The following is an 18,249-nucleotide window of genomic DNA, read 5'->3' on the forward strand; positions in this document are numbered from 1 at the left end:
GTGGCGTCAGTCGGCTTGCCTGACTAGCGCCCGCCCAATAACAAACGAACAAAAATGGATAGAGGTGCAATGGATATCATTGGCGGACAACATCTACGTCAAATGTGGGACGATCTTGCGGACGTTTACGGTCATAAAACGGCGCTGATTTGTGAATCCAGCGGCGGAGTCGTTAACCGGTATAGTTATCTTGAGTTAAATCAGGAGATTAACCGCACGGCAAACCTGTTTTATACGCTGGGGATTCGCAAAGGCGACAAGGTTGCACTACATCTCGACAACTGCCCGGAATTTATCTTTTGCTGGTTCGGGCTGGCAAAAATTGGCGCGATTATGGTGCCGATTAACGCCCGCCTGTTGTGCGAGGAAAGCGCGTGGATCCTGCAAAATAGCCAGGCGTGCCTGCTGGTGACCAGTGCGCAATTCTATCCTATGTATCAACAGATTCAGCAGGAAGATGCCACTCAATTGCGGCACATTTGCCTGACAGATGTGGCACTTCCCGCTGATGATGGCGTGAGTTCGTTTACTCAACTGAAAAATCAACAACCTGCCACCTTGTGCTATGCACCGCCGCTATCGACTGACGATACGGCGGAAATTCTCTTCACCTCCGGCACCACCTCCCGACCGAAAGGTGTGGTGATTACCCATTACAACCTGCGCTTCGCTGGATATTACTCCGCCTGGCAGTGTGCACTGCGTGACGATGACGTCTACCTGACGGTAATGCCTGCGTTTCATATCGATTGCCAGTGTACTGCGGCGATGGCGGCGTTTTCTGCCGGGGCCACCTTTGTGCTGGTCGAGAAATACAGCGCCCGCGCCTTCTGGGGACAGGTACAGAAGTACCGCGCCACCGTTACCGAATGTATTCCGATGATGATCCGTACGTTGATGGTACAGCCGCCTTCAGCGAACGATCAGCAACACCGCCTGCGGGAAGTGATGTTTTATCTCAACTTGTCGGAGCAGGAAAAAGATGCGTTTTGTGAACGCTTCGGCGTTCGCTTGCTGACGTCTTATGGGATGACGGAAACCATTGTGGGCATTATCGGCGATCGTCCTGGCGATAAACGACGCTGGCCGTCGATTGGTCGGGTGGGGTTTTGCTACGAAGCGGAGATCCGCGACGATCACAATCGCCCGCTCCCGGCTGGTGAGATCGGTGAAATCTGCATTAAAGGCATACCTGGGAAAACCATCTTCAAAGAGTACTTTCTCAACCCACAAGCCACTGCGAAAGTGCTGGAAGCCGATGGCTGGCTGCATACCGGCGATACCGGATACCGCGACGAAGAGGACTTTTTTTATTTCGTCGATCGCCGCTGCAATATGATTAAACGTGGCGGCGAGAATGTCTCCTGCGTGGAGCTGGAAAATATTATCGCCGCGCACCCGAAAATTCAGGACATCGTGGTTGTGGGTATTAAAGATTCGATTCGCGATGAAGCCATCAAAGCATTTGTGGTGCTGAATGAAGGTGAAACATTGAGCGAAGAGGAATTTTTCCGCTTCTGCGAACAAAATATGGCGAAATTTAAAGTGCCCTCTTATCTGGAGATCAGAAAAGATCTGCCACGTAATTGCTCGGGGAAAATAATTAGAAAGAATCTGAAATAAATGAAACAGCAGGGAACTACCCTGCCAGCTAATAATCACACTCTAAAACAATATGCATTTTTTGCAGGGATGTTGTCGTCCCTGAAAAAGCAAAAATGGAGAAAAGGAATGAGTGAATCATTACATCTGACCCGCAATGGATCAATTCTGGAAATTACCCTTGATCGTCCAAAAGCGAATGCTATTGATGCAAAAACCAGCTTTGAAATGGGCGAAGTATTTCTAAATTTCCGTGACGATCCGCAATTACGTGTCGCCATTATTACCGGTGCCGGAGAGAAGTTCTTTTCCGCGGGCTGGGATTTAAAAGCGGCAGCAGAAGGCGAAGCACCGGATGCTGACTTTGGTCCGGGTGGTTTTGCGGGATTAACCGAAATTTTCAATCTCGACAAACCGGTTATCGCAGCTGTGAACGGCTATGCCTTTGGCGGCGGCTTTGAACTGGCGCTGGCGGCAGATTTTATTGTTTGTGCCGATAACGCCAGCTTCGCCCTGCCGGAAGCCAAACTGGGCATCGTTCCTGACAGCGGCGGTGTGCTGCGTCTGCCGAAGATCCTGCCGCCTGCCATCGTCAATGAAATGGTGATGACCGGCAGACGAATGGGCGCAGAAGAGGCGCTGCGTTGGGGGATAGTCAACCGCGTGGTTAGCCAGGCGGAACTGATGGATAACGCCCGCGAACTGGCTCAGCAGCTGGTTAACAGCGCCCCGCTGGCGATTGCGGCGCTGAAAGAGATCTACCGCACCACCAGCGAAATGCCGGTAGAAGAAGCGTATCGCTATATTCGCAGCGGCGTGTTGAAACACTATCCATCGGTTCTGCATTCGGAAGATGCCATTGAAGGGCCGCTGGCGTTTGCCGAGAAGCGCGATCCGGTGTGGAAAGGACGTTAACAACCGTGAGCTATTACGCCTTTGAGGGGTTAATTCCGGTGGTTCACCCGACGGCGTTTGTCCATCCCAGTGCCGTCTTGATTGGCGATGTGATTGTGGGAGCCGGTGTCTACATCGGCCCACTCGCCTCACTGCGTGGTGACTACGGGCGGTTGATCGTGCAAGCGGGAGCCAATATTCAGGATGGCTGCATTATGCATGGCTACTGCGACACTGACACTATCGTTGGGGAAAACGGCCATATCGGGCACGGAGCGATCCTGCATGGTTGTTTGATTGGTCGCGATGCATTGGTCGGGATGAACAGCGTGATTATGGATGGCGCGGTCATTGGCGAAGAGAGCATTGTTGCCGCCATGAGCTTTGTCAAAGCGGGCTTTCGCGGCGAGAAACGCCAGTTGTTGATGGGTACGCCAGCCCGCGCTGTACGCAATGTTAGTGACGACGAGTTACACTGGAAACGGTTGAATACCAAAGAGTATCAGGATCTTGTCGGGCGCTGTCATGTATCGTTACATGAAACGCAGCCACTGAGGCAAATGGAGGAAAATCGCCCCCGTTTGCAGGGGACGACGGATGTGACGCCTAAACGGTGATCTTGCCGGATGCGACCTGGTTGCTGGATAAGATGCTACAACATCGCATCTGGCAAGCAGGACGCCCGGTATCAACGAGATAAAATTAACGACGCATACTCTTTGACAACATCATCTGCCACTTCTGCTCGCGGTTAAGTTCCGTGAGCGGAACGGCAGGAATACGCGGCGTCTTTCTTACACCGACTAATTTTTCCCGACTGTTATTGCGCAGGCGCGCGTAAATTTGCTCATCGATATCGACCACTTTAACCAGTCGCTGACACTGGCATCCCCGCCCTTCCAGCTTATTAGGGATCATCTTAACTTCGCAGCTTATTTCTGTGACTTCCGACAGAATATAAGTCAGGGTATTAACCGCCTTGCTGTGTTCAATATCGAAATGAATAGAGATCTCTCTTGCTATCACCCACCGATTTTCAGCCATCATCCATTCGGCGATTAACAAGTAGAGTGGTTTTTCAACATATCCTTCACACATACGAACTCCAGTTTCACAAATTAAAAGTCTGGCTATGACTCGTTTTGAAGCAATTAAACAAGGCCATATTAAAATTGTGGATATATCGATAGTATGCAACTTCACCGTCGATAAGTGTGAGCTAAATCCTGCTTATGTCATCAAAAATATCGATTCCCCAAAAGATTTACTTAATGGGCAAAAAAAAACGGTCCTCATCAGAGAACCGTATTAGTTATTCGATCAAATTAGCGGATGAAAAATATCTGCCATGACACGCTATTATTTGATCTGTGCGTGCATTTCCTGCACCGAAATTACTTTTTCAGTCGCATCGGCATTCAGCGCCATCGCGGTGGCAAAGCCGCCGTTCAGGGTGGTGTCGTAATGCACTTTATATTGCAGCGCACTGCGACGAATCACGCGGGAGTCTTCAATCGCACGACGGCCTGAGGTGGTGTTGATGATGTAGGTATATTCGCCATTCTTGATACGGTCCTGAATGTGCGGACGGCCTTCATGCACCTTGTTTACCAGACGCGGGTTGATACCTGCTTCGCCCAGCACAATCGCCGTGCCGTGGGTCGCATCCAGCTCGAAGCCCTGTTTCAGCAGTTTTGCCGCCAGGTCCACCACGCGTTCTTTATCGCCTTCGCGCACGGAAAGCAGCGCACGACCGTGTTTCTTCATGGTGGAGTTGCTGCCCAGCTGCGCTTTGGCAAACGCTTCAGCGAAGGTGCGGCCCACGCCCATGACTTCCCCGGTAGAGCGCATTTCTGGCCCTAACAGCGGGTCAACGCCCGGGAATTTATTGAACGGCAGCACCACTTCTTTCACCGAGTAGTACGGCGGGATAACTTCTTTGGTTACGCCCTGCTCAGCCAGCGATTTGCCAGCCATCACGCGCGCCGCCACTTTTGCCAGCGGTACGCCGGTGGCTTTGGAGACGAACGGAACGGTACGCGCCGCACGCGGGTTAACTTCAATCAGGTAGACTTCGTTGTTTTTCACCGCAAACTGCACGTTCATCAGGCCGCGCACCTGCAATTCGAAGGCCAGTTTCTGCACCTGCTGGCGCATCACATCCTGAATTTCCTGACTTAAGGTGTAGGCTGGCAGAGAACATGCGGAGTCACCGGAGTGCACGCCCGCCTGCTCAATATGCTCCATGATGCCGCCAATCAGCACCATTTCGCCGTCGCAGATGGCATCCACGTCAACTTCTACCGCGTCATCGAGGAAGTGGTCCAGCAACACTGGCGCATCGTTAGACACGCTGACCGCCGTCTGGAAGTAGCGACGCAGGTCAGCTTCGTCATAGACGATTTCCATCGCCCGACCGCCGAGAACGTAAGACGGACGTACCACCAGCGGGTAGCCAATCTCTTTCGCCTTCTCTACCGCCATTTCAATAGCGGTAACGGTGGCGTTCGCCGGTTGTTTCAGTTTCAGACGCTCAACCGCATGCTGGAAGCGTTCACGGTCTTCTGCACGGTCGATAGCATCCGGGCTGGTGCCGATAACCGGTACGCCAGCAGCTTCCAGCGCGCGCGCCAGTTTCAGCGGGGTCTGACCGCCGTACTGGACGATAACGCCTTTCGGCTTCTCGATACGCACGATTTCCAGCACATCTTCCAGAGTTACCGGCTCGAAGTAGAGGCGGTCGGAAGTGTCGTAGTCGGTGGAGACGGTTTCCGGGTTACAGTTAACCATAATGGTTTCGTAACCGTCTTCGCGCAGCGCCAGCGAGGCGTGTACGCAACAGTAGTCGAATTCGATACCCTGACCGATACGGTTCGGGCCGCCGCCAAGCACCATGATTTTTTCACGGTCGGTAGACGGATTCGCTTCGCACTCTTCTTCATAAGTGGAGTACATGTAAGCGGTGTCGGTGGCGAACTCTGCCGCACAGGTATCCACGCGCTTATAAACCGGGTGCAGGTCATACTGGTCACGCAGCTTACGGATTTCCGCTTCGCGTACGCCCGCCAGTTTTGCCAAGCGCGCATCGGCAAAGCCTTTGCGTTTCAGCTGGCGCAGGAAGTCAGCGTTCAGGCCAGTGATGCCCACTTCCGCCACTTTCTCTTCCAGACGCACCAGCTCTTCAATCTGTACCAGGAACCAGCGGTCAATGTTGGTCAGGTTGAAGACGCCGTCCACAGACAGGCCCGCACGGAACGCATCGGCGATGTACCAGATACGATCTGCGCCTGCGTCTTTCAGTTCGCGACGGATTTTGGTTAACGCTTCCGGGTCATCCAGGCTCACTTTCGGGTCGAATCCAGTCGCACCGACTTCCAGGCCGCGCAGCGCTTTTTGCAGGGATTCCTGCTGCGTGCGACCAATCGCCATCACTTCGCCAACCGATTTCATCTGAGTGGTCAGACGGTCGTTAGCACCGGCGAATTTTTCGAAGTTGAAGCGAGGAATTTTAGTAACCACATAGTCGATGGACGGCTCGAAGGAGGCCGGAGTACGTCCGCCAGTGATGTCGTTCATCAGTTCGTCGAGGGTGTAACCCACCGCCAGTTTCGCCGCCACTTTAGCAATCGGGAAACCGGTCGCTTTCGACGCCAGCGCCGAAGAACGGGACACGCGTGGGTTCATTTCGATAACAATCAGACGACCGTTTTTCGGGTTCACCGCAAACTGAACGTTGGAACCACCGGTTTCAACGCCGATTTCACGCAGCACCGCCATCGAGGCGTTACGCATGATTTGATATTCTTTGTCGGTCAGCGTTTGGGCTGGCGCGACAGTGATGGAGTCACCGGTGTGGATGCCCATCGCATCGAAGTTTTCGATAGAGCAGACGATGATGCAGTTGTCGTTTTTATCACGCACCACTTCCATCTCGTACTCTTTCCAGCCGATCAGCGACTCATCAATCAGCAACTCTTTGGTCGGAGAGAGATCCAGACCGCGGGCGCAAATTTCTTCAAACTCTTCACGGTTATAAGCGATACCGCCGCCGCTACCGCCCATGGTAAAGGATGGGCGAATAATGCACGGGAAGCCCACGTCAGCGGCAACCGCCAGCGCTTCTTCCATCGTGTGTGCGATACCGGAACGCGCGGTTTCCAGACCAATTTTCTTCATCGCTACGTCGAAACGACGGCGGTCTTCTGCTTTATCAATCGCATCGGCAGTGGCACCAATCATGGTGACACCGAACTCTTCCAACACGCCCTGACGTTCCAGCTCCAGCGCGCAGTTCAGCGCCGTCTGACCGCCCATCGTTGGCAGCACCGCGTCCGGGCGCTCTTTTTCAATAATCTTGCGTACAACTTCCCAGTGAATCGGCTCGATGTAGGTTGCATCAGCCATTTCCGGGTCGGTCATGATGGTCGCCGGGTTGGAGTTCACCAGAATGACGCGGTAACCCTCTTCACGCAGGGCTTTACACGCTTGCGCGCCAGAGTAGTCAAACTCACACGCCTGACCGATAACAATCGGGCCCGCACCCAGAATCAGGATACTTTTTATATCTGTACGTTTTGGCATGGCTCTTTTACTCCTGATTACTTAGCGGTTTTACGGTACTGCTCAATTAACTCGATAAAGTGGTCGAACAACGGCGCGGCGTCGTGTGGACCAGGGCTGGCTTCAGGGTGCCCCTGGAAGCTGAATGCCGGTTTATCGGTGCGATGAATGCCCTGTAACGTACCGTCGAACAGGGATTTATGCGTGACACGCAGGTTTGCAGGTAATGTTGCTTCGTCCACCGCAAAACCGTGGTTCTGGGCGGTGATCATTACCACGTTTTTCTCCACATCTTTAACCGGATGGTTGCCGCCGTGGTGACCAAATTTCATTTTGACAGTCTTCGCACCGCTCGCCAGCGCCAGCAGCTGATGACCGAGACAGATGCCGAATACCGGAATATCGGTTTCGAGGAATTTCTGGATGGCGGTAATGGCGTAATCGCACGGGGCCGGGTCGCCAGGACCGTTGGAGAGGAAGATGCCGTCTGGATTCATTTTCAGCACATCTTCCGCAGAAGTTTGCGCCGGAACGATGGTCAGGCGACAGCCTCTATCCACCAGCATCCGCAGGATGTTGCGCTTGGCACCAAAATCATAAGCCACGACGTGGAACGGCAGCTCGTCTTCTTTTTTCGCTTCTGGCAGGCCACCGGTCAACGTCCAGCTCCCTTGTGTCCAGCTATAGGCTTCTGCGGTGGTCACTTCTTTTGCCAGATCCATGCCATTCAGACCTGGGAACGCGCGGGCTTTTTCTAACGCCAGCGCCGCATCCGGGTTATCGCCCGCGATAATGCAGCCATTCTGTGCGCCTTTCTCGCGCAGTAAACGCGTCAGCTTACGGGTATCGATATCGGCAATCGCCACGATGTTATGGCGTTTCAGGTAAGAAGAGAGGTCTTCGGTATTACGGAAGTTGCTGGCAATCAGCGGCAGGTCGCGAATCACCAGACCTTGTGCATGTACCTGAGAAGATTCTTCATCGGCGTCATTGGTGCCGACATTGCCAATATGGGGATAAGTAAGAGTAACGATTTGACGAGAATAGGAAGGATCAGTGAGGATTTCTTGATAACCGGTCATTGAAGTATTGAAAACGACTTCCCCAACCGCCGAACCTGTTGCCCCTATGGCCCGACCGTGAAACTGGGTTCCGTCTTCCAGAACCAATAGCGCTGACTTAATCAAAACACCCTCCAGAGAATATTCACTCACTTTATTTGCATATTAATTCACAATGATGACGTAAATCAATGCAAATCTGCTTACCGACGAATTTCTGGCAAACGGCGGCATTCTGGAGATATGGGCGCTAAAAGTCAACTTAATGGCGGGATTTTTTATATTATTTTGTGGCTCATGCATGTTTTACAGGCATTAAGCGACAAAAAGATCATCTAACCTGTTCTGGAAAACGCTTGCGCAGCAAGAAGATTGCATGAAATAAAAACGAGCAGAAAAAAGTGGACCAAATGGTCAAAATTTACATTAAAACAACAAAAACAGAAGACAAAACATGTAATTTTTGGCACTTATAGACAATTTAAAAACATAACACCAAAAATAAAAGGGCCAAAAATTAAAGCCCTTTATAATCAATAAATTAAATGTGTTATTTTTGCACCATAACAAATATTTTGTGGTTACAAATTATTGAGATCAAGTACATCTCGCATATCAAAAAGACCGCTTTCCTTACCACTCAACCACAAAGCCGATCTTACCGCGCCGTTAGCAAATGTCATACGGCTGGACGCCTTATGGGTGATCTCCAGACGCTCGCCAATATCGGCAAACATCGCGGTATGTTCACCAACGATGTCACCTGCACGCACGGTGGCAAAACCAATGGTGCCAGGCACACGTTCACCGGTGTGGCCTTCACGACTGTAGACCGCGCAATCTTTCAGATCTTTATCAAGGGCGTGGGCGATCGCCTCTCCCATTGCCAGTGCGGTGCCTGACGGCGCATCAACTTTATGTCTATGATGTGCTTCAATAATTTCGATATCGGTGTAGTCACCCATCACTTTGGCTGCTTTCTCCAGCAGCTTAAGCATGACGTTAACGCCAACGCTAAAATTGGCAGCAAAGACAATCGCAATATCGGCAGCGGCGTCACGAATTGCTTGTTTACCGGCTTCGTCAAACCCCGTAGTGCCGATCACCATCCCTTTGCCATGCTGGCGACAAAAAGCGAGATGGTTCAGCGTACCTTCCGGACGGGTAAAATCGATAAACACATCAAAATCATCTTTTACCGCATCGAGGCTGCTTTGCACGGTAACGCCTGTTTTCCCGGCTCCGGCCAGCTCACCGGCGTCGCTGCCCAGTAAAGAAGATCCTTCACGCTCCAGCGCAGCGCCCAACTGCACGCCCTCTAATGCCAGCGCCGCCTGAATCAACTGGCGGCCCATACGCCCCCCGGCTCCCGCGATGGCAACGCGGATGTTTGCATCATGCATAGCTATTCTCTTTTGTTAATTTGCATAGACCGTTTTCAGAGTAACCAGCGCATCGCTACGCCGCCAGCCAAAAACGCTGATAATTAGAAATTAATGATAAACAGGGAGGGATATCAGTGAAAGGCATGAGTCGATGAATGACTGCATGCCAATAACATGTGACAGGTTACGACGCCAGAGCCAGCACCTCAGCCACCCACTGCTGGAAGCCTTTCACATCCAGATCCAATGCCACCTGTACATTGGCTGGCTTGCCCAGGCAACCGTCGATATCAACCACCGTCGTGCCTGAGGTAAATTCGCCCTGAGTTTCCACTGCCACAAAACAGGGTTTGAGAGTGAACAGGTCCGGGCGCACCAGCCAGGCGATGGCGCAGAGATCGTGCATTCGCAAGCCGCTTTGCATACTGCCGCTACGGTAGTGGCTAAACAGGGCGTGAAGCATTTTCCCGGTACGGTTTAACTGCGGCAGTGTAGAGAGATAGTCAGGAGTTAATATTGCCTGATTGGTGACATCCAAACCGCACATGACGATTTCAATACCACTGCGGAAGACACAGGCAGCAGCTTCTGGATCGGCAGCAATATTAAACTCGGCGTTTGGCGTACAGTTGCCGCGTCCGGCAGAACCACCCATGATCACCAGACGGCGAATATACGGCTTGCATTCCGGGCATTGTGAAAGTAACAGCGCAATATTGGTTAACGGGCCGATGGCCACCAGGGTAACAGGCTCTGGTGCACGCATCAGGGCATCCCGAATCGCCAGAAACGCCGGTATCCCGAGCGGCTTTCGGTTGTGCTCAACAAAGTCGTAGCCAGCCATTCCCGATTCGCCGTGCACAGATGCCGCATCACGCGGTGCGCGTACCAGTGGCACAGCGGCCCCTTGGGCGAGCGGAATCTCCGCATTCCAGAAATGCAGCAGTTGCAGGGCATTGCGGGTAGTTTTCTCAACCGAGACATTACCCGCGACGGTGGTCATCAGTTGCAGGTCGAGTTCGGGTGCAAAAATCGCGGCGGCAATGGCGACGGCATCGTCAATGCCGGGGTCAGTATCGAGGAAGATAGGTAAACGCATGTTTTCTCCATAAAAAATGCCGGTAACAAGACCGGCATTTTCGCATAACTTAGGCTGCTAATGACTTAATCGACTTCACGAATATCGACACGCAGCTCTTTCGGCACTTCGAAAACAATGTTTTCTTCACGGCCTTCCAGCGGAATGGCTTCACCACCGCCCAGCTGCTGCAAACGTGCCACCACATTCTGCACCAGAATATCCGGAGCCGATGCGCCCGCAGTCACGCCGACGCATTTAACCTCTTTCACCCACTCTTCCTGGATGTCTTTCGCATCGTCAATCAAAAACGCGCGTTTGCCCATACGCTGGGCCAGCTCCGCCAGACGGTTGGAGTTGGAGGAGTTTTTCGAACCGACCACCAACACAACTTCCGCCTGTTCTGCCAGGGCGCGTACCGCTTCCTGACGGTTAGTCGTGGCGTAGCAGATGTCATCTTTGCGCGGACCGACAATTTTCGGGAAGCGTTTACGCAGCGCGTCGATCACATCAGACGTGTCATCCACCGACAGCGTGGTCTGGGTCATAAAGGAGAGCTTCTCTTCGTTTTTGACCGTCAGTTTCCACACATCGTCCGGCGATTCGACCAGATACATTCCCCCTTCCGGGTTACTGTACTGGCCCATTGTCCCTTCCACTTCCGGGTGCCCGGCGTGACCGATGAGAATAGATTCTTCGCCACGGCGACTGGCGCGGGCGACTTCCATATGCACTTTGGTCACCAGCGGACAGGTGGCATCAAACACCGTCAAATCGCGACTTTTTGCTTCGTTACGTACCGCCTGAGAAACACCGTGTGCGGAGAAAATCAGGATCGCGCCGTCCGGTACTTCGCTAATCTGCTCAATAAAGATAGCCCCACGCTCACGCAAGCTATCGACCACATAGCGGTTATGTACCACTTCGTGACGGACATATATCGGTGCGCCGTAAATGGCCAGCGCGTTTTCAACAATGCTGATAGCGCGGTCTACCCCGGCACAAAAACCACGCGGGTTGGCCAACAGGATCTGCATGTTACGCCTCCAGTGCCGGATCGATTTCCAGCACTTCAATATCAAAATGAACGGTCTGCCCGGCCAGCGGATGGTTGAAATCAACGGTAATGGAGTCGCCGTTAATTTCGCGGATCACGCCAGGCATCTCACTGCCATCCATTGCGGTAAAAAGCATGATTGCGCCAATTTCTGGCTCGCCTGCATCCATAAATTCACGGCGGGAGAAGTACTGAATCAGGTCCGGTGACGGCACGCCAAACGCCGCATCTGGCTCCAACGAGAAGGTGGTTTTATCGCCCACTTTCAGCCCCAACAGGTGTTGCTCCAGCCCTTCAGAAAGAGAAGCATCACCCAGGCGGAACAGCGCCGGTTTACCGTTGTTGCGGGTAGACTCGGCGGTGGTGCCATCGTCGAGTTTTAGCGTGAAGTGCACCAGGACGGCGCTATTGCTCTGTACAGATTCAGACATGCAGGTTTGCTCTTATATTTAAGGATTTTTGCCGGATGCGGCGTAAACGCCTTATCCGGCCTACGATTTCGCAGCAATCTGTAGGCCGGATAAGATGCGTCAGCATCGCATCCGGCAGGGTTTATTATTGTTTTTTCGCTCTAGAAGGCAAAAAACCTTCCAGCACAATCAGTGCCGCACCGACACAGATGGCAGTATCGGCAAGGTTGAAGGTGGCGAAGTGCCAGTCGCCGACGTAGAAGTCGATCATATCGACAACGAAGCCGTGCCACAGGCGGTCGAACAGGTTGCCCAGCGCGCCGCCAATAATCAGCGCGTAAGCGATATTGTTTAGCTTCTGCGTGGCCTTCGAGCGATACATCATCACTGCCAGGATCACGCTAATACCAATCGCAATACCGGCAAAGAACCAACGCTGCCAGCCGCCGCTATCGGCAAGGAAACTAAACGCCGCGCCATAGTTACGCGCATAATGCAGATTAAGCGACGGGAACAGCGGGACCGTATCCCCCAGAGCAAAGTTCTGGAGGATCAGGTATTTGCTGCCCAGATCGATAATCAGCACGACTACCACCAGCCACAGCCAGCGTAGCCCTGTTGAACAGATCGATTGACTCATCAGGCAAACTTACGTTTTTCACCGTCACCGGCGACGTTGCTGACACAGCGGCCGCAGATTTCTGCGTGTTCCGCCACCTTGCCGACATCCTGGGTGTAGTGCCAGCAGCGTGGGCACTTCTCACCTTCGGCTTTACTCAACGCGACTTTCAGCCCTTTGAGTACTTCGCTCTGCTGAGCATCAGCAGGTGCGTCGTTATAGTCTGCAACGGTAGCGCCGGAGGTCAACAGGACAAATCGTAATTCATCGCCCAGCGCGGTCAGTTTCGCCGACAGTTCCGGTTCTGCATACAAGGTTACTGCCGCTTCCAGCGAGCCACCCACTTTCTTGTCGGCACGCGCTTGCTCAATGACTTTGTTCACTTCGCCACGCACTTTCAACAGCTCGTCCCAGAACGCATCGTTCATCGCTTCACTGTCTGCCAGGCCAAACAGGCCTTCGTACCACTCACCGGTGAAGACGTATTTTTCACGTTCGCCCGGCAGGTAGCCCCACACTTCATCAGCGGTGAAGGAGAGGATTGGTGCCATCCAGCGCACCAGCGCTTCTGCGATGTGATATAGCGCAGTCTGGCAGCTACGACGCGCCACACTGTCCGCTTTGGCGGTGTACTGACGGTCTTTGATGATGTCGAGGTAGAAGGAACCCATCTCAACGGAGCAGAAGCGCATCAGACGCTGTACCACTTCGTGGAAATCGTATGCTTCGTACGCCTTGAGGATGTCTTCCTGTGCCGCTTTCGCACAACCTACGGCCCAGCGATCCAGTACCACCATCTCTTCCGGTTTCACCATATCTTTTGCTGGATCAAAACCGTTCAGGTTTGCCAGCAGGAAGCGCGCGGTGTTACGGATACGACGATAGCTATCGGCAGCACGTTTCAGGATCTCGTCAGAAACGGCCATTTCACCGGTGTAGTCGGTTGATGCCACCCACAGACGCAGAATATCCGCGCCCAGTTTGTTCATCACATCCTGCGGCGAAACGGTATTGCCGATGGATTTAGACATCTTGCGGCCCTGACCATCCACGGTAAAGCCGTGGGTCAGTACCTGACGATACGGCGCTTTACCCTTCATCGCGGTGGAGATCATTAGGGAAGACATGAACCAGCCGCGGTGTTGGTCAGAACCTTCCAGATACATGTCCGCTGCGTGACCGGCAAATTCCGGACGCACGTCAACAACAGAAGAGTGGGTAGATCCGGAGTCAAACCATACATCCAATGTGTCCGGCACTTTCACGTACTGATCAGCTTCGTCGCCGAGGATCTCTTTCGCATCGAGATCCCACCACGCCTGGATGCCATCGACTTCAACGCGTTTTGCCACTTCTTCCATCAGTTCAAGGGTACGCGGATGCAGCTCTTCCGTGTCTTTGTGCACGAACAGTGACATCGGTACACCCCAGGTGCGCTGACGGGAGATACACCAGTCAGGACGGTTAGCAACCATCGACTCGATACGCGCCTGGCCCCAGTCCGGGATCCACTGCACGCCTTTGATCTCTTTCAGTGACTGCGCACGCAGACCTTTCTGATCCATGCTGACGAACCACTGCGGCGTCGCGCGGAAGATGATCGGCGTTTTGTGACGCCAGCAGCACGGATAGCTGTGCTGCATTTTCTCAACGTGCAGCAGCGCGCCTTTTTCCTGCAGCAGCGCAACGACGATGTCGTTCGCTTTGAAGACGTTCACGCCATCCAGCGTCGGATAAGTGCCCGGCAGATAAGTGCCGTCCGGGCCAACCGGGTTAGCGGTTTCCAGGCCGTATTTCTGACCGATCACATAGTCGTCCGGGCCGTGGCCAGGCGCGGTGTGAACGGCACCGGTACCGGCATCCAGGGTAACGTGATCGCCGAGGATTGCCGGAACGTCGAAGCCCATAAACGGATGGGTAAAGCGCAGCAGCTCAAGCTCCGCACCTTTTACCGTGCCGAGAATGGTGTAATCGGTCACGCCGATACGCTGCATTACGCTTTCAACCAGATCTTTCGCCAGAATCACGGCCTGACCGTCGATCTGCACCAGCGCATAGTCGAAATCTGGTGCAATAGAGATTGCGCGGTTGGCAGGCAGAGTCCACGGCGTGGTGGTCCAGATTACCAGCGAGATTGGGCCGTTAACGTTGCTTACGGCAAATTTTGCTTTCAGTGCATCCTGATCGACTGCCTGGAAAGCAACGTCGATGGACGGAGAAGTTTTGTCGTAATACTCAACTTCCGCTTCCGCCAGCGCAGAACGGCAGTCAACGCACCAGTGAACTGGCTTCGCGCCTTTGTGCAGGTGACCGTTGCCGATGATTTTGCCCAGCGCGCGGATGATGTTGGCTTCAGTTTTGAAGTCCATGGTCAGGTACGGGTGCGACCAGTCGCCCAGCACGCCCAGACGGATAAAGTCTTTGCGTTGACCGTCAACCTGGGTCGCCGCGTATTCGCGGCACTTGGCGCGGAACTCGGCGGCGGTGAATTTCTCACCCGGCTTACCGTATTCTTGCTCGACTTTCAGCTCGATCGGCAGACCGTGGCAGTCCCAGCCAGGCACATACGGCGAGTCATAACCGGAAAGCCCTTTGGACTTCACGATAATGTCTTTCAGAATCTTGTTAACCGAGTGACCAATATGAATGCTGCCATTCGCATAAGGAGGGCCATCATGCAGAATGAAGGTTTTTTTGCCTTTTTTAGCCGCACGGATGATGCCGTACAGATCATCATCAGTCCAACGCGCCAGCATTCCGGGTTCGCGCTTGGCGAGATCGCCACGCATCGGGAACCCTGTTTCCGGCAAATTCAGGGTTGATTTATAGTCACTCATCAGATTCTCGGTTCCGTATTTCGGTTTGATTACATAACAGGCTTAAGCCGGTTTTGTTAGCCCAAAAAATTCGCGGGCGGTTAATTCATCACGCGCAATCTGCGCTTTCAGTTCGTCCAGCGACGCAAATCGCTGCTCATTGCGTATTTTTTTACGCAGCACTACTTGTATATGGCGACCGTAAAGGTCCATTGCAACATCTAACAAATGCACTTCCAGCTGCTGGCGAATACCGGCAACCGTTGGGCGTGTTCCGATGTTTGCCACGCCGGGTAACGGCTTTTCACCGAGGCCCAGCACTTCTACCGCATAAACCCCTTTCACCGGGGAAACCTGACGGCGCAGCGGTACATTCGCCGTCGGGAAACCTATAGTGCGCCCTAATTCATCACCGTGGACTACACGCCCGGAGATGGCAAACGGGTGCCCCAGTAAACTCTCTGCCAGAGCCAGATTGTCATCCGCAAGGGCCTGACGCACGGCGGTGCTGCTGATGCGCACGCCACCTTCGCAAAAAGTTTGCGTACTGGTGATATCGAAGCCGTATTCCATGCCAGCTTTCTGTAATAACAAGAAATCGCCTTCACGACCAGCGCCAAAGCGGAAATCATCACCTACGGCAAGAAATTTTACGCGCAAATGCTTCACCAGAAGATCGCTGATGAAATTTTGCGCGGTTAACGCCGCGAAACGCCTGTCGAAACGCACGCACAGCACGTAATCAACGCCACACTCTGCAAGGTAACGCAGTTTTTCCCGCAGCCGGGTCAGTCTTGCCGGGGCTTTATCGGTAGCAAACAGTTCCAGTGGTTGAGGTTCAAAAAGCATCACCATCACCGGTAAGTTGCGCTTGCGCCCTTCTTCCTGCAAGCCCTGTAACAGCGCGCGATGACCGCGATGCACGCCGTCGAAATTACCAATAGTCAGCACACACCCTTCTTGCGGGGCCTGGCTGAGATTATGTATGCCGCGTATCAGCTTCATGTCTGGCTCAAAACAGTGAAAATCGTCCGAGTATACCTTGTACAGCGGTCAAGGTTAACCGGCGATTGAGTACCGAAATCAGAAAGAAGTGGCTTTTCATTGCCATGGCGCAAATCACGGGAAGAAACTGACCGCCTGCTGCAATTTTTATCGCGGAAAAGCTGTATTCACACCCCGCAAGCTGGTAGAATCCTGCGCCATCACTACGTAACGAGTGCCGGCACATTAACGGCGCTTATTTGCACAAATCCATTGACAAAAGAAGGCTAAAAGGGCATATTCCTCGGCCTTTGAATTGTCCATATAGAACACATTTGGGAGTTGGACCTTGGCTAATATCAAATCAGCTAAGAAGCGCGCCATTCAGTCTGAAAAGGCTCGTAAGCACAACGCAAGCCGTCGCTCTATGATGCGTACTTTCATCAAGAAAGTATACGCAGCTATCGAAGCTGGCGACAAAGCTGCTGCACAGAAAGCATTTAACGAAATGCAACCGATCGTGGACCGTCAGGCTGCTAAAGGTCTGATCCACAAAAACAAAGCTGCACGTCATAAGGCTAACCTGACTGCACAGATCAACAAACTGGCTTAATCGCCAATTTGCTGAAGCTTTGTGAAAAAGCCCGCGCAAGCGGGTTTTTTTATGCCTGCTGCTTTTGTGATGCGTGAGAGAACACACTGCCGGTTGCCAGATAGTCAAAAGAGACATGCCGTTGTACTATCTGAACTCTTCGTGGCTTAAGAATCGTAGAACCATCGGCTGATACATTCTGAACAAGAATATCTACTCAATCTCCAGACTCCCCCACAAAGAATATGGATATTGTGATACACATTGAGGTAGGTGATGCTGCCAACTTACTGATTTAGTGTATGATGGTGTTTTTGAGGTGCTCCAGTGGCTTCTGTTTCTATCAGCTGTCCCTCCTGTTCAGCTACTGACGGGGTGGTGCGTAACGGCAAAAGCACCGCCGGACATCAGCGCTATCTCTGCTCTCACTGCCGTAAAACATGGCAACTGCAGTTCACTTACACCGCTTCTCAACCCGGTACGCACCAGAAAATCATTGATATGGCCATGAATGGCGTTGGATGCCGGGCAACAGCCCGCATTATGGGCGTTGGCCTCAACACGATTTTACGTCACTTAAAAAACTCAGGCCGCAGTCGGTAACCTCGCGCATACAGCCGGGCAGTGACGTCATCGTCTGCGCGGAAATGGACGAACAGTGGGGCTATGTCGGGGCTAAATCGCGCCAGCGCTGGCTGTTTTACGCGTATGACAGTCTCCGGAAGACGGTTGTTGCGCACGTATTCGGTGAACGCACTATGGCGACGCTGGGGCGTCTTATGAGCCTGCTGTCACCCTTTGACGTGGTGATATGGATGACGGATGGCTGGCCGCTGTATGAATCCCGCCTGAAGGGAAAGCTGCACGTAATCAGCAAGCGATATACGCAGCGAATTGAGCGGCATAACCTGAATCTGAGGCAGCACCTGGCACGGCTGGGACGGAAGTCGCTGTCGTTCTCAAAATCGGTGGAGCTGCATGACAAAGTCATCGGGCATTATCTGAACATAAAACACTATCAATAAGTTGGAGTCATTACCAGCAATTACTACTCTTTTCAGCATCCCCATGAAGGAAGTAATCAGATTCCTCTATTTATTCGCCCGCGTACATATGGAAACAATGTCTCAAGCGGGCAAATAATGAGCCGAGTCAAAATCGTGGTAATGTACAACTAATCTATCTCCCCCA

The 18,249-nt window shown here is 52.8% G+C and carries 16 protein-coding genes and 1 pseudogene; 6 read left to right on the top strand and 11 right to left on the bottom strand.

The features are described from left to right. The first annotated feature begins 69 nt into the window (after positions 1-69). The 3 genes from caiC (at position 70) to caiE (ending at position 3,113) form a co-directional block, all read left to right on the top strand. Positions 70-1,623 carry a crotonobetaine/carnitine-CoA ligase gene (gene caiC / locus KXD89_RS18520; protein WP_001350478.1) on the top strand — a complete coding sequence of 518 codons (1,554 nt, stop codon included), beginning with the start codon at positions 70-72 and terminating at the stop codon, positions 1,621-1,623. Positions 1,624-1,731: 108 nt separating this feature from the next. Beyond that, positions 1,732-2,517, top strand: a complete 786-nt coding sequence (gene caiD / locus KXD89_RS18525) for a crotonobetainyl-CoA hydratase (RefSeq protein ID WP_001295419.1) — start codon at positions 1,732-1,734, stop codon at positions 2,515-2,517. A gap of 5 nt (positions 2,518-2,522) precedes the next feature. Then, positions 2,523-3,113 (top strand): carnitine operon protein CaiE, encoded by a 591-nt coding sequence (gene caiE, locus KXD89_RS18530; protein WP_000122871.1) that lies wholly within the window; start codon positions 2,523-2,525, stop codon positions 3,111-3,113. A gap of 85 nt (positions 3,114-3,198) precedes the next feature. Here caiE and caiF read toward each other — a convergent pair whose 3' ends face one another. The 11 genes from caiF to KXD89_RS18585 all read right to left on the bottom strand — a co-directional run bounded on the left by caiF (position 3,199) and on the right by KXD89_RS18585 (position 16,713). Beyond that, on the bottom strand, positions 3,199-3,594 hold the full coding sequence (gene caiF, locus KXD89_RS18535; RefSeq protein WP_000333125.1) for a carnitine metabolism transcriptional regulator CaiF: 396 nt from the start codon (positions 3,592-3,594) through the stop codon (positions 3,199-3,201). Between the two features lie 261 nt (positions 3,595-3,855). Beyond that, positions 3,856-7,077 (bottom strand): carbamoyl-phosphate synthase large subunit, encoded by a 3,222-nt coding sequence (carB, locus tag KXD89_RS18540; RefSeq protein WP_001126348.1) that lies wholly within the window; start codon positions 7,075-7,077, stop codon positions 3,856-3,858. 17 nt (positions 7,078-7,094) lie between these two features. Beyond that, positions 7,095-8,243: a glutamine-hydrolyzing carbamoyl-phosphate synthase small subunit gene (gene carA, locus KXD89_RS18545; RefSeq protein WP_000597260.1), complete on the bottom strand. Its 1,149-nt coding sequence runs from the start codon at positions 8,241-8,243 to the stop codon at positions 7,095-7,097. A gap of 455 nt (positions 8,244-8,698) precedes the next feature. Next, the gene (dapB, locus tag KXD89_RS18550) at positions 8,699-9,520 is read right to left on the bottom strand and encodes a 4-hydroxy-tetrahydrodipicolinate reductase (protein ID WP_000543604.1); all 822 of its coding nucleotides are present in this window, start codon (positions 9,518-9,520) and stop codon (positions 8,699-8,701) included. A 166-nt stretch (positions 9,521-9,686) separates the two neighbouring features. After that, positions 9,687-10,601, bottom strand: coding sequence for a ribonucleoside hydrolase RihC (gene rihC, locus KXD89_RS18555; RefSeq protein ID WP_001239142.1), 915 nt, complete (start codon positions 10,599-10,601; stop codon positions 9,687-9,689). Between the two features lie 65 nt (positions 10,602-10,666). Further along, the gene (gene ispH, locus KXD89_RS18560) at positions 10,667-11,617 is read right to left on the bottom strand and encodes a 4-hydroxy-3-methylbut-2-enyl diphosphate reductase (protein ID WP_001166395.1); all 951 of its coding nucleotides are present in this window, start codon (positions 11,615-11,617) and stop codon (positions 10,667-10,669) included. A 1-nt stretch (position 11,618) separates the two neighbouring features. Continuing rightward, a complete protein-coding gene (gene fkpB, locus KXD89_RS18565; RefSeq protein WP_000004655.1) occupies positions 11,619-12,068 on the bottom strand; it encodes an FKBP-type peptidyl-prolyl cis-trans isomerase in 450 nt (149 codons plus the stop codon). 124 nt (positions 12,069-12,192) lie between these two features. Next, on the bottom strand, positions 12,193-12,687 hold the full coding sequence (lspA, locus tag KXD89_RS18570; RefSeq protein WP_000083372.1) for a signal peptidase II: 495 nt from the start codon (positions 12,685-12,687) through the stop codon (positions 12,193-12,195). Beyond that, positions 12,687-15,503 (bottom strand): isoleucine--tRNA ligase, encoded by a 2,817-nt coding sequence (gene ileS / locus KXD89_RS18575; RefSeq protein WP_001286857.1) that lies wholly within the window; start codon positions 15,501-15,503, stop codon positions 12,687-12,689. Before ileS ends, lspA begins: the two co-directional genes overlap by 1 nt. Positions 15,504-15,545: 42 nt before the next feature. Next, on the bottom strand, positions 15,546-16,487 hold the full coding sequence (ribF, locus tag KXD89_RS18580) for a bifunctional riboflavin kinase/FAD synthetase (RefSeq protein ID WP_000767329.1): 942 nt from the start codon (positions 16,485-16,487) through the stop codon (positions 15,546-15,548). A gap of 7 nt (positions 16,488-16,494) precedes the next feature. Then, a complete protein-coding gene (locus KXD89_RS18585; RefSeq protein WP_001300728.1) occupies positions 16,495-16,713 on the bottom strand; it encodes a DUF2575 family protein in 219 nt (72 codons plus the stop codon). A gap of 102 nt (positions 16,714-16,815) precedes the next feature. Between KXD89_RS18585 and rpsT the strand changes: the two genes are divergently transcribed. The 3 genes and pseudogenes from rpsT to KXD89_RS18600 all read left to right on the top strand — a co-directional run. Then, on the top strand, positions 16,816-17,079 hold the full coding sequence (gene rpsT, locus KXD89_RS18590; protein ID WP_001274021.1) for a 30S ribosomal protein S20: 264 nt from the start codon (positions 16,816-16,818) through the stop codon (positions 17,077-17,079). Positions 17,080-17,385: 306 nt separating this feature from the next. Continuing rightward, positions 17,386-18,083 (top strand): IS1-like element IS1A family transposase gene (locus KXD89_RS18595; protein ID WP_094096600.1). Its coding sequence is split into 2 segments (ribosomal slippage): positions 17,386-17,635 and positions 17,635-18,083, totalling 699 coding nucleotides; the frame shifts between segments, so codons are not numbered across the junction. Positions 18,084-18,098: 15 nt separating this feature from the next. After that, positions 18,099-18,236: pseudogene (locus tag KXD89_RS18600) on the top strand (fimbrial family protein); the annotation flags it as partial. Between the last annotated feature and the right edge of the window lie 13 nt (positions 18,237-18,249).

This window comes from Escherichia sp. TC-EC600-tetX4 (genome assembly GCF_019356055.1).
Lineage (GTDB): Bacteria > Pseudomonadota > Gammaproteobacteria > Enterobacterales > Enterobacteriaceae.

Bases quoted from the DNA above. Each gene is read 5' to 3' on its own strand.
- caiC (WP_001350478.1), top strand. From the start codon at position 70: ATGGATATCATTGGCGGACAACATCTACGTCAAATGTGGGACGATCTT.
- caiD (WP_001295419.1), top strand. From the start codon at position 1,732: ATGAGTGAATCATTACATCTGACCCGCAATGGATCAATTCTGGAAATT.
- caiF (WP_000333125.1), bottom strand. From the start codon at position 3,594: ATGTGTGAAGGATATGTTGAAAAACCACTCTACTTGTTAATCGCCGAA.
- carB (WP_001126348.1), bottom strand. From the start codon at position 7,077: ATGCCAAAACGTACAGATATAAAAAGTATCCTGATTCTGGGTGCGGGC.
- dapB (WP_000543604.1), bottom strand. From the start codon at position 9,520: ATGCATGATGCAAACATCCGCGTTGCCATCGCGGGAGCCGGGGGGCGT.
- rihC (WP_001239142.1), bottom strand. From the start codon at position 10,601: ATGCGTTTACCTATCTTCCTCGATACTGACCCCGGCATTGACGATGCC.
- ispH (WP_001166395.1), bottom strand. From the start codon at position 11,617: ATGCAGATCCTGTTGGCCAACCCGCGTGGTTTTTGTGCCGGGGTAGAC.
- fkpB (WP_000004655.1), bottom strand. From the start codon at position 12,068: ATGTCTGAATCTGTACAGAGCAATAGCGCCGTCCTGGTGCACTTCACG.
- lspA (WP_000083372.1), bottom strand. From the start codon at position 12,687: ATGAGTCAATCGATCTGTTCAACAGGGCTACGCTGGCTGTGGCTGGTG.
- ileS (WP_001286857.1), bottom strand. From the start codon at position 15,503: ATGAGTGACTATAAATCAACCCTGAATTTGCCGGAAACAGGGTTCCCG.
- ribF (WP_000767329.1), bottom strand. From the start codon at position 16,487: ATGAAGCTGATACGCGGCATACATAATCTCAGCCAGGCCCCGCAAGAA.
- KXD89_RS18585 (WP_001300728.1), bottom strand. From the start codon at position 16,713: ATGTGCCGGCACTCGTTACGTAGTGATGGCGCAGGATTCTACCAGCTT.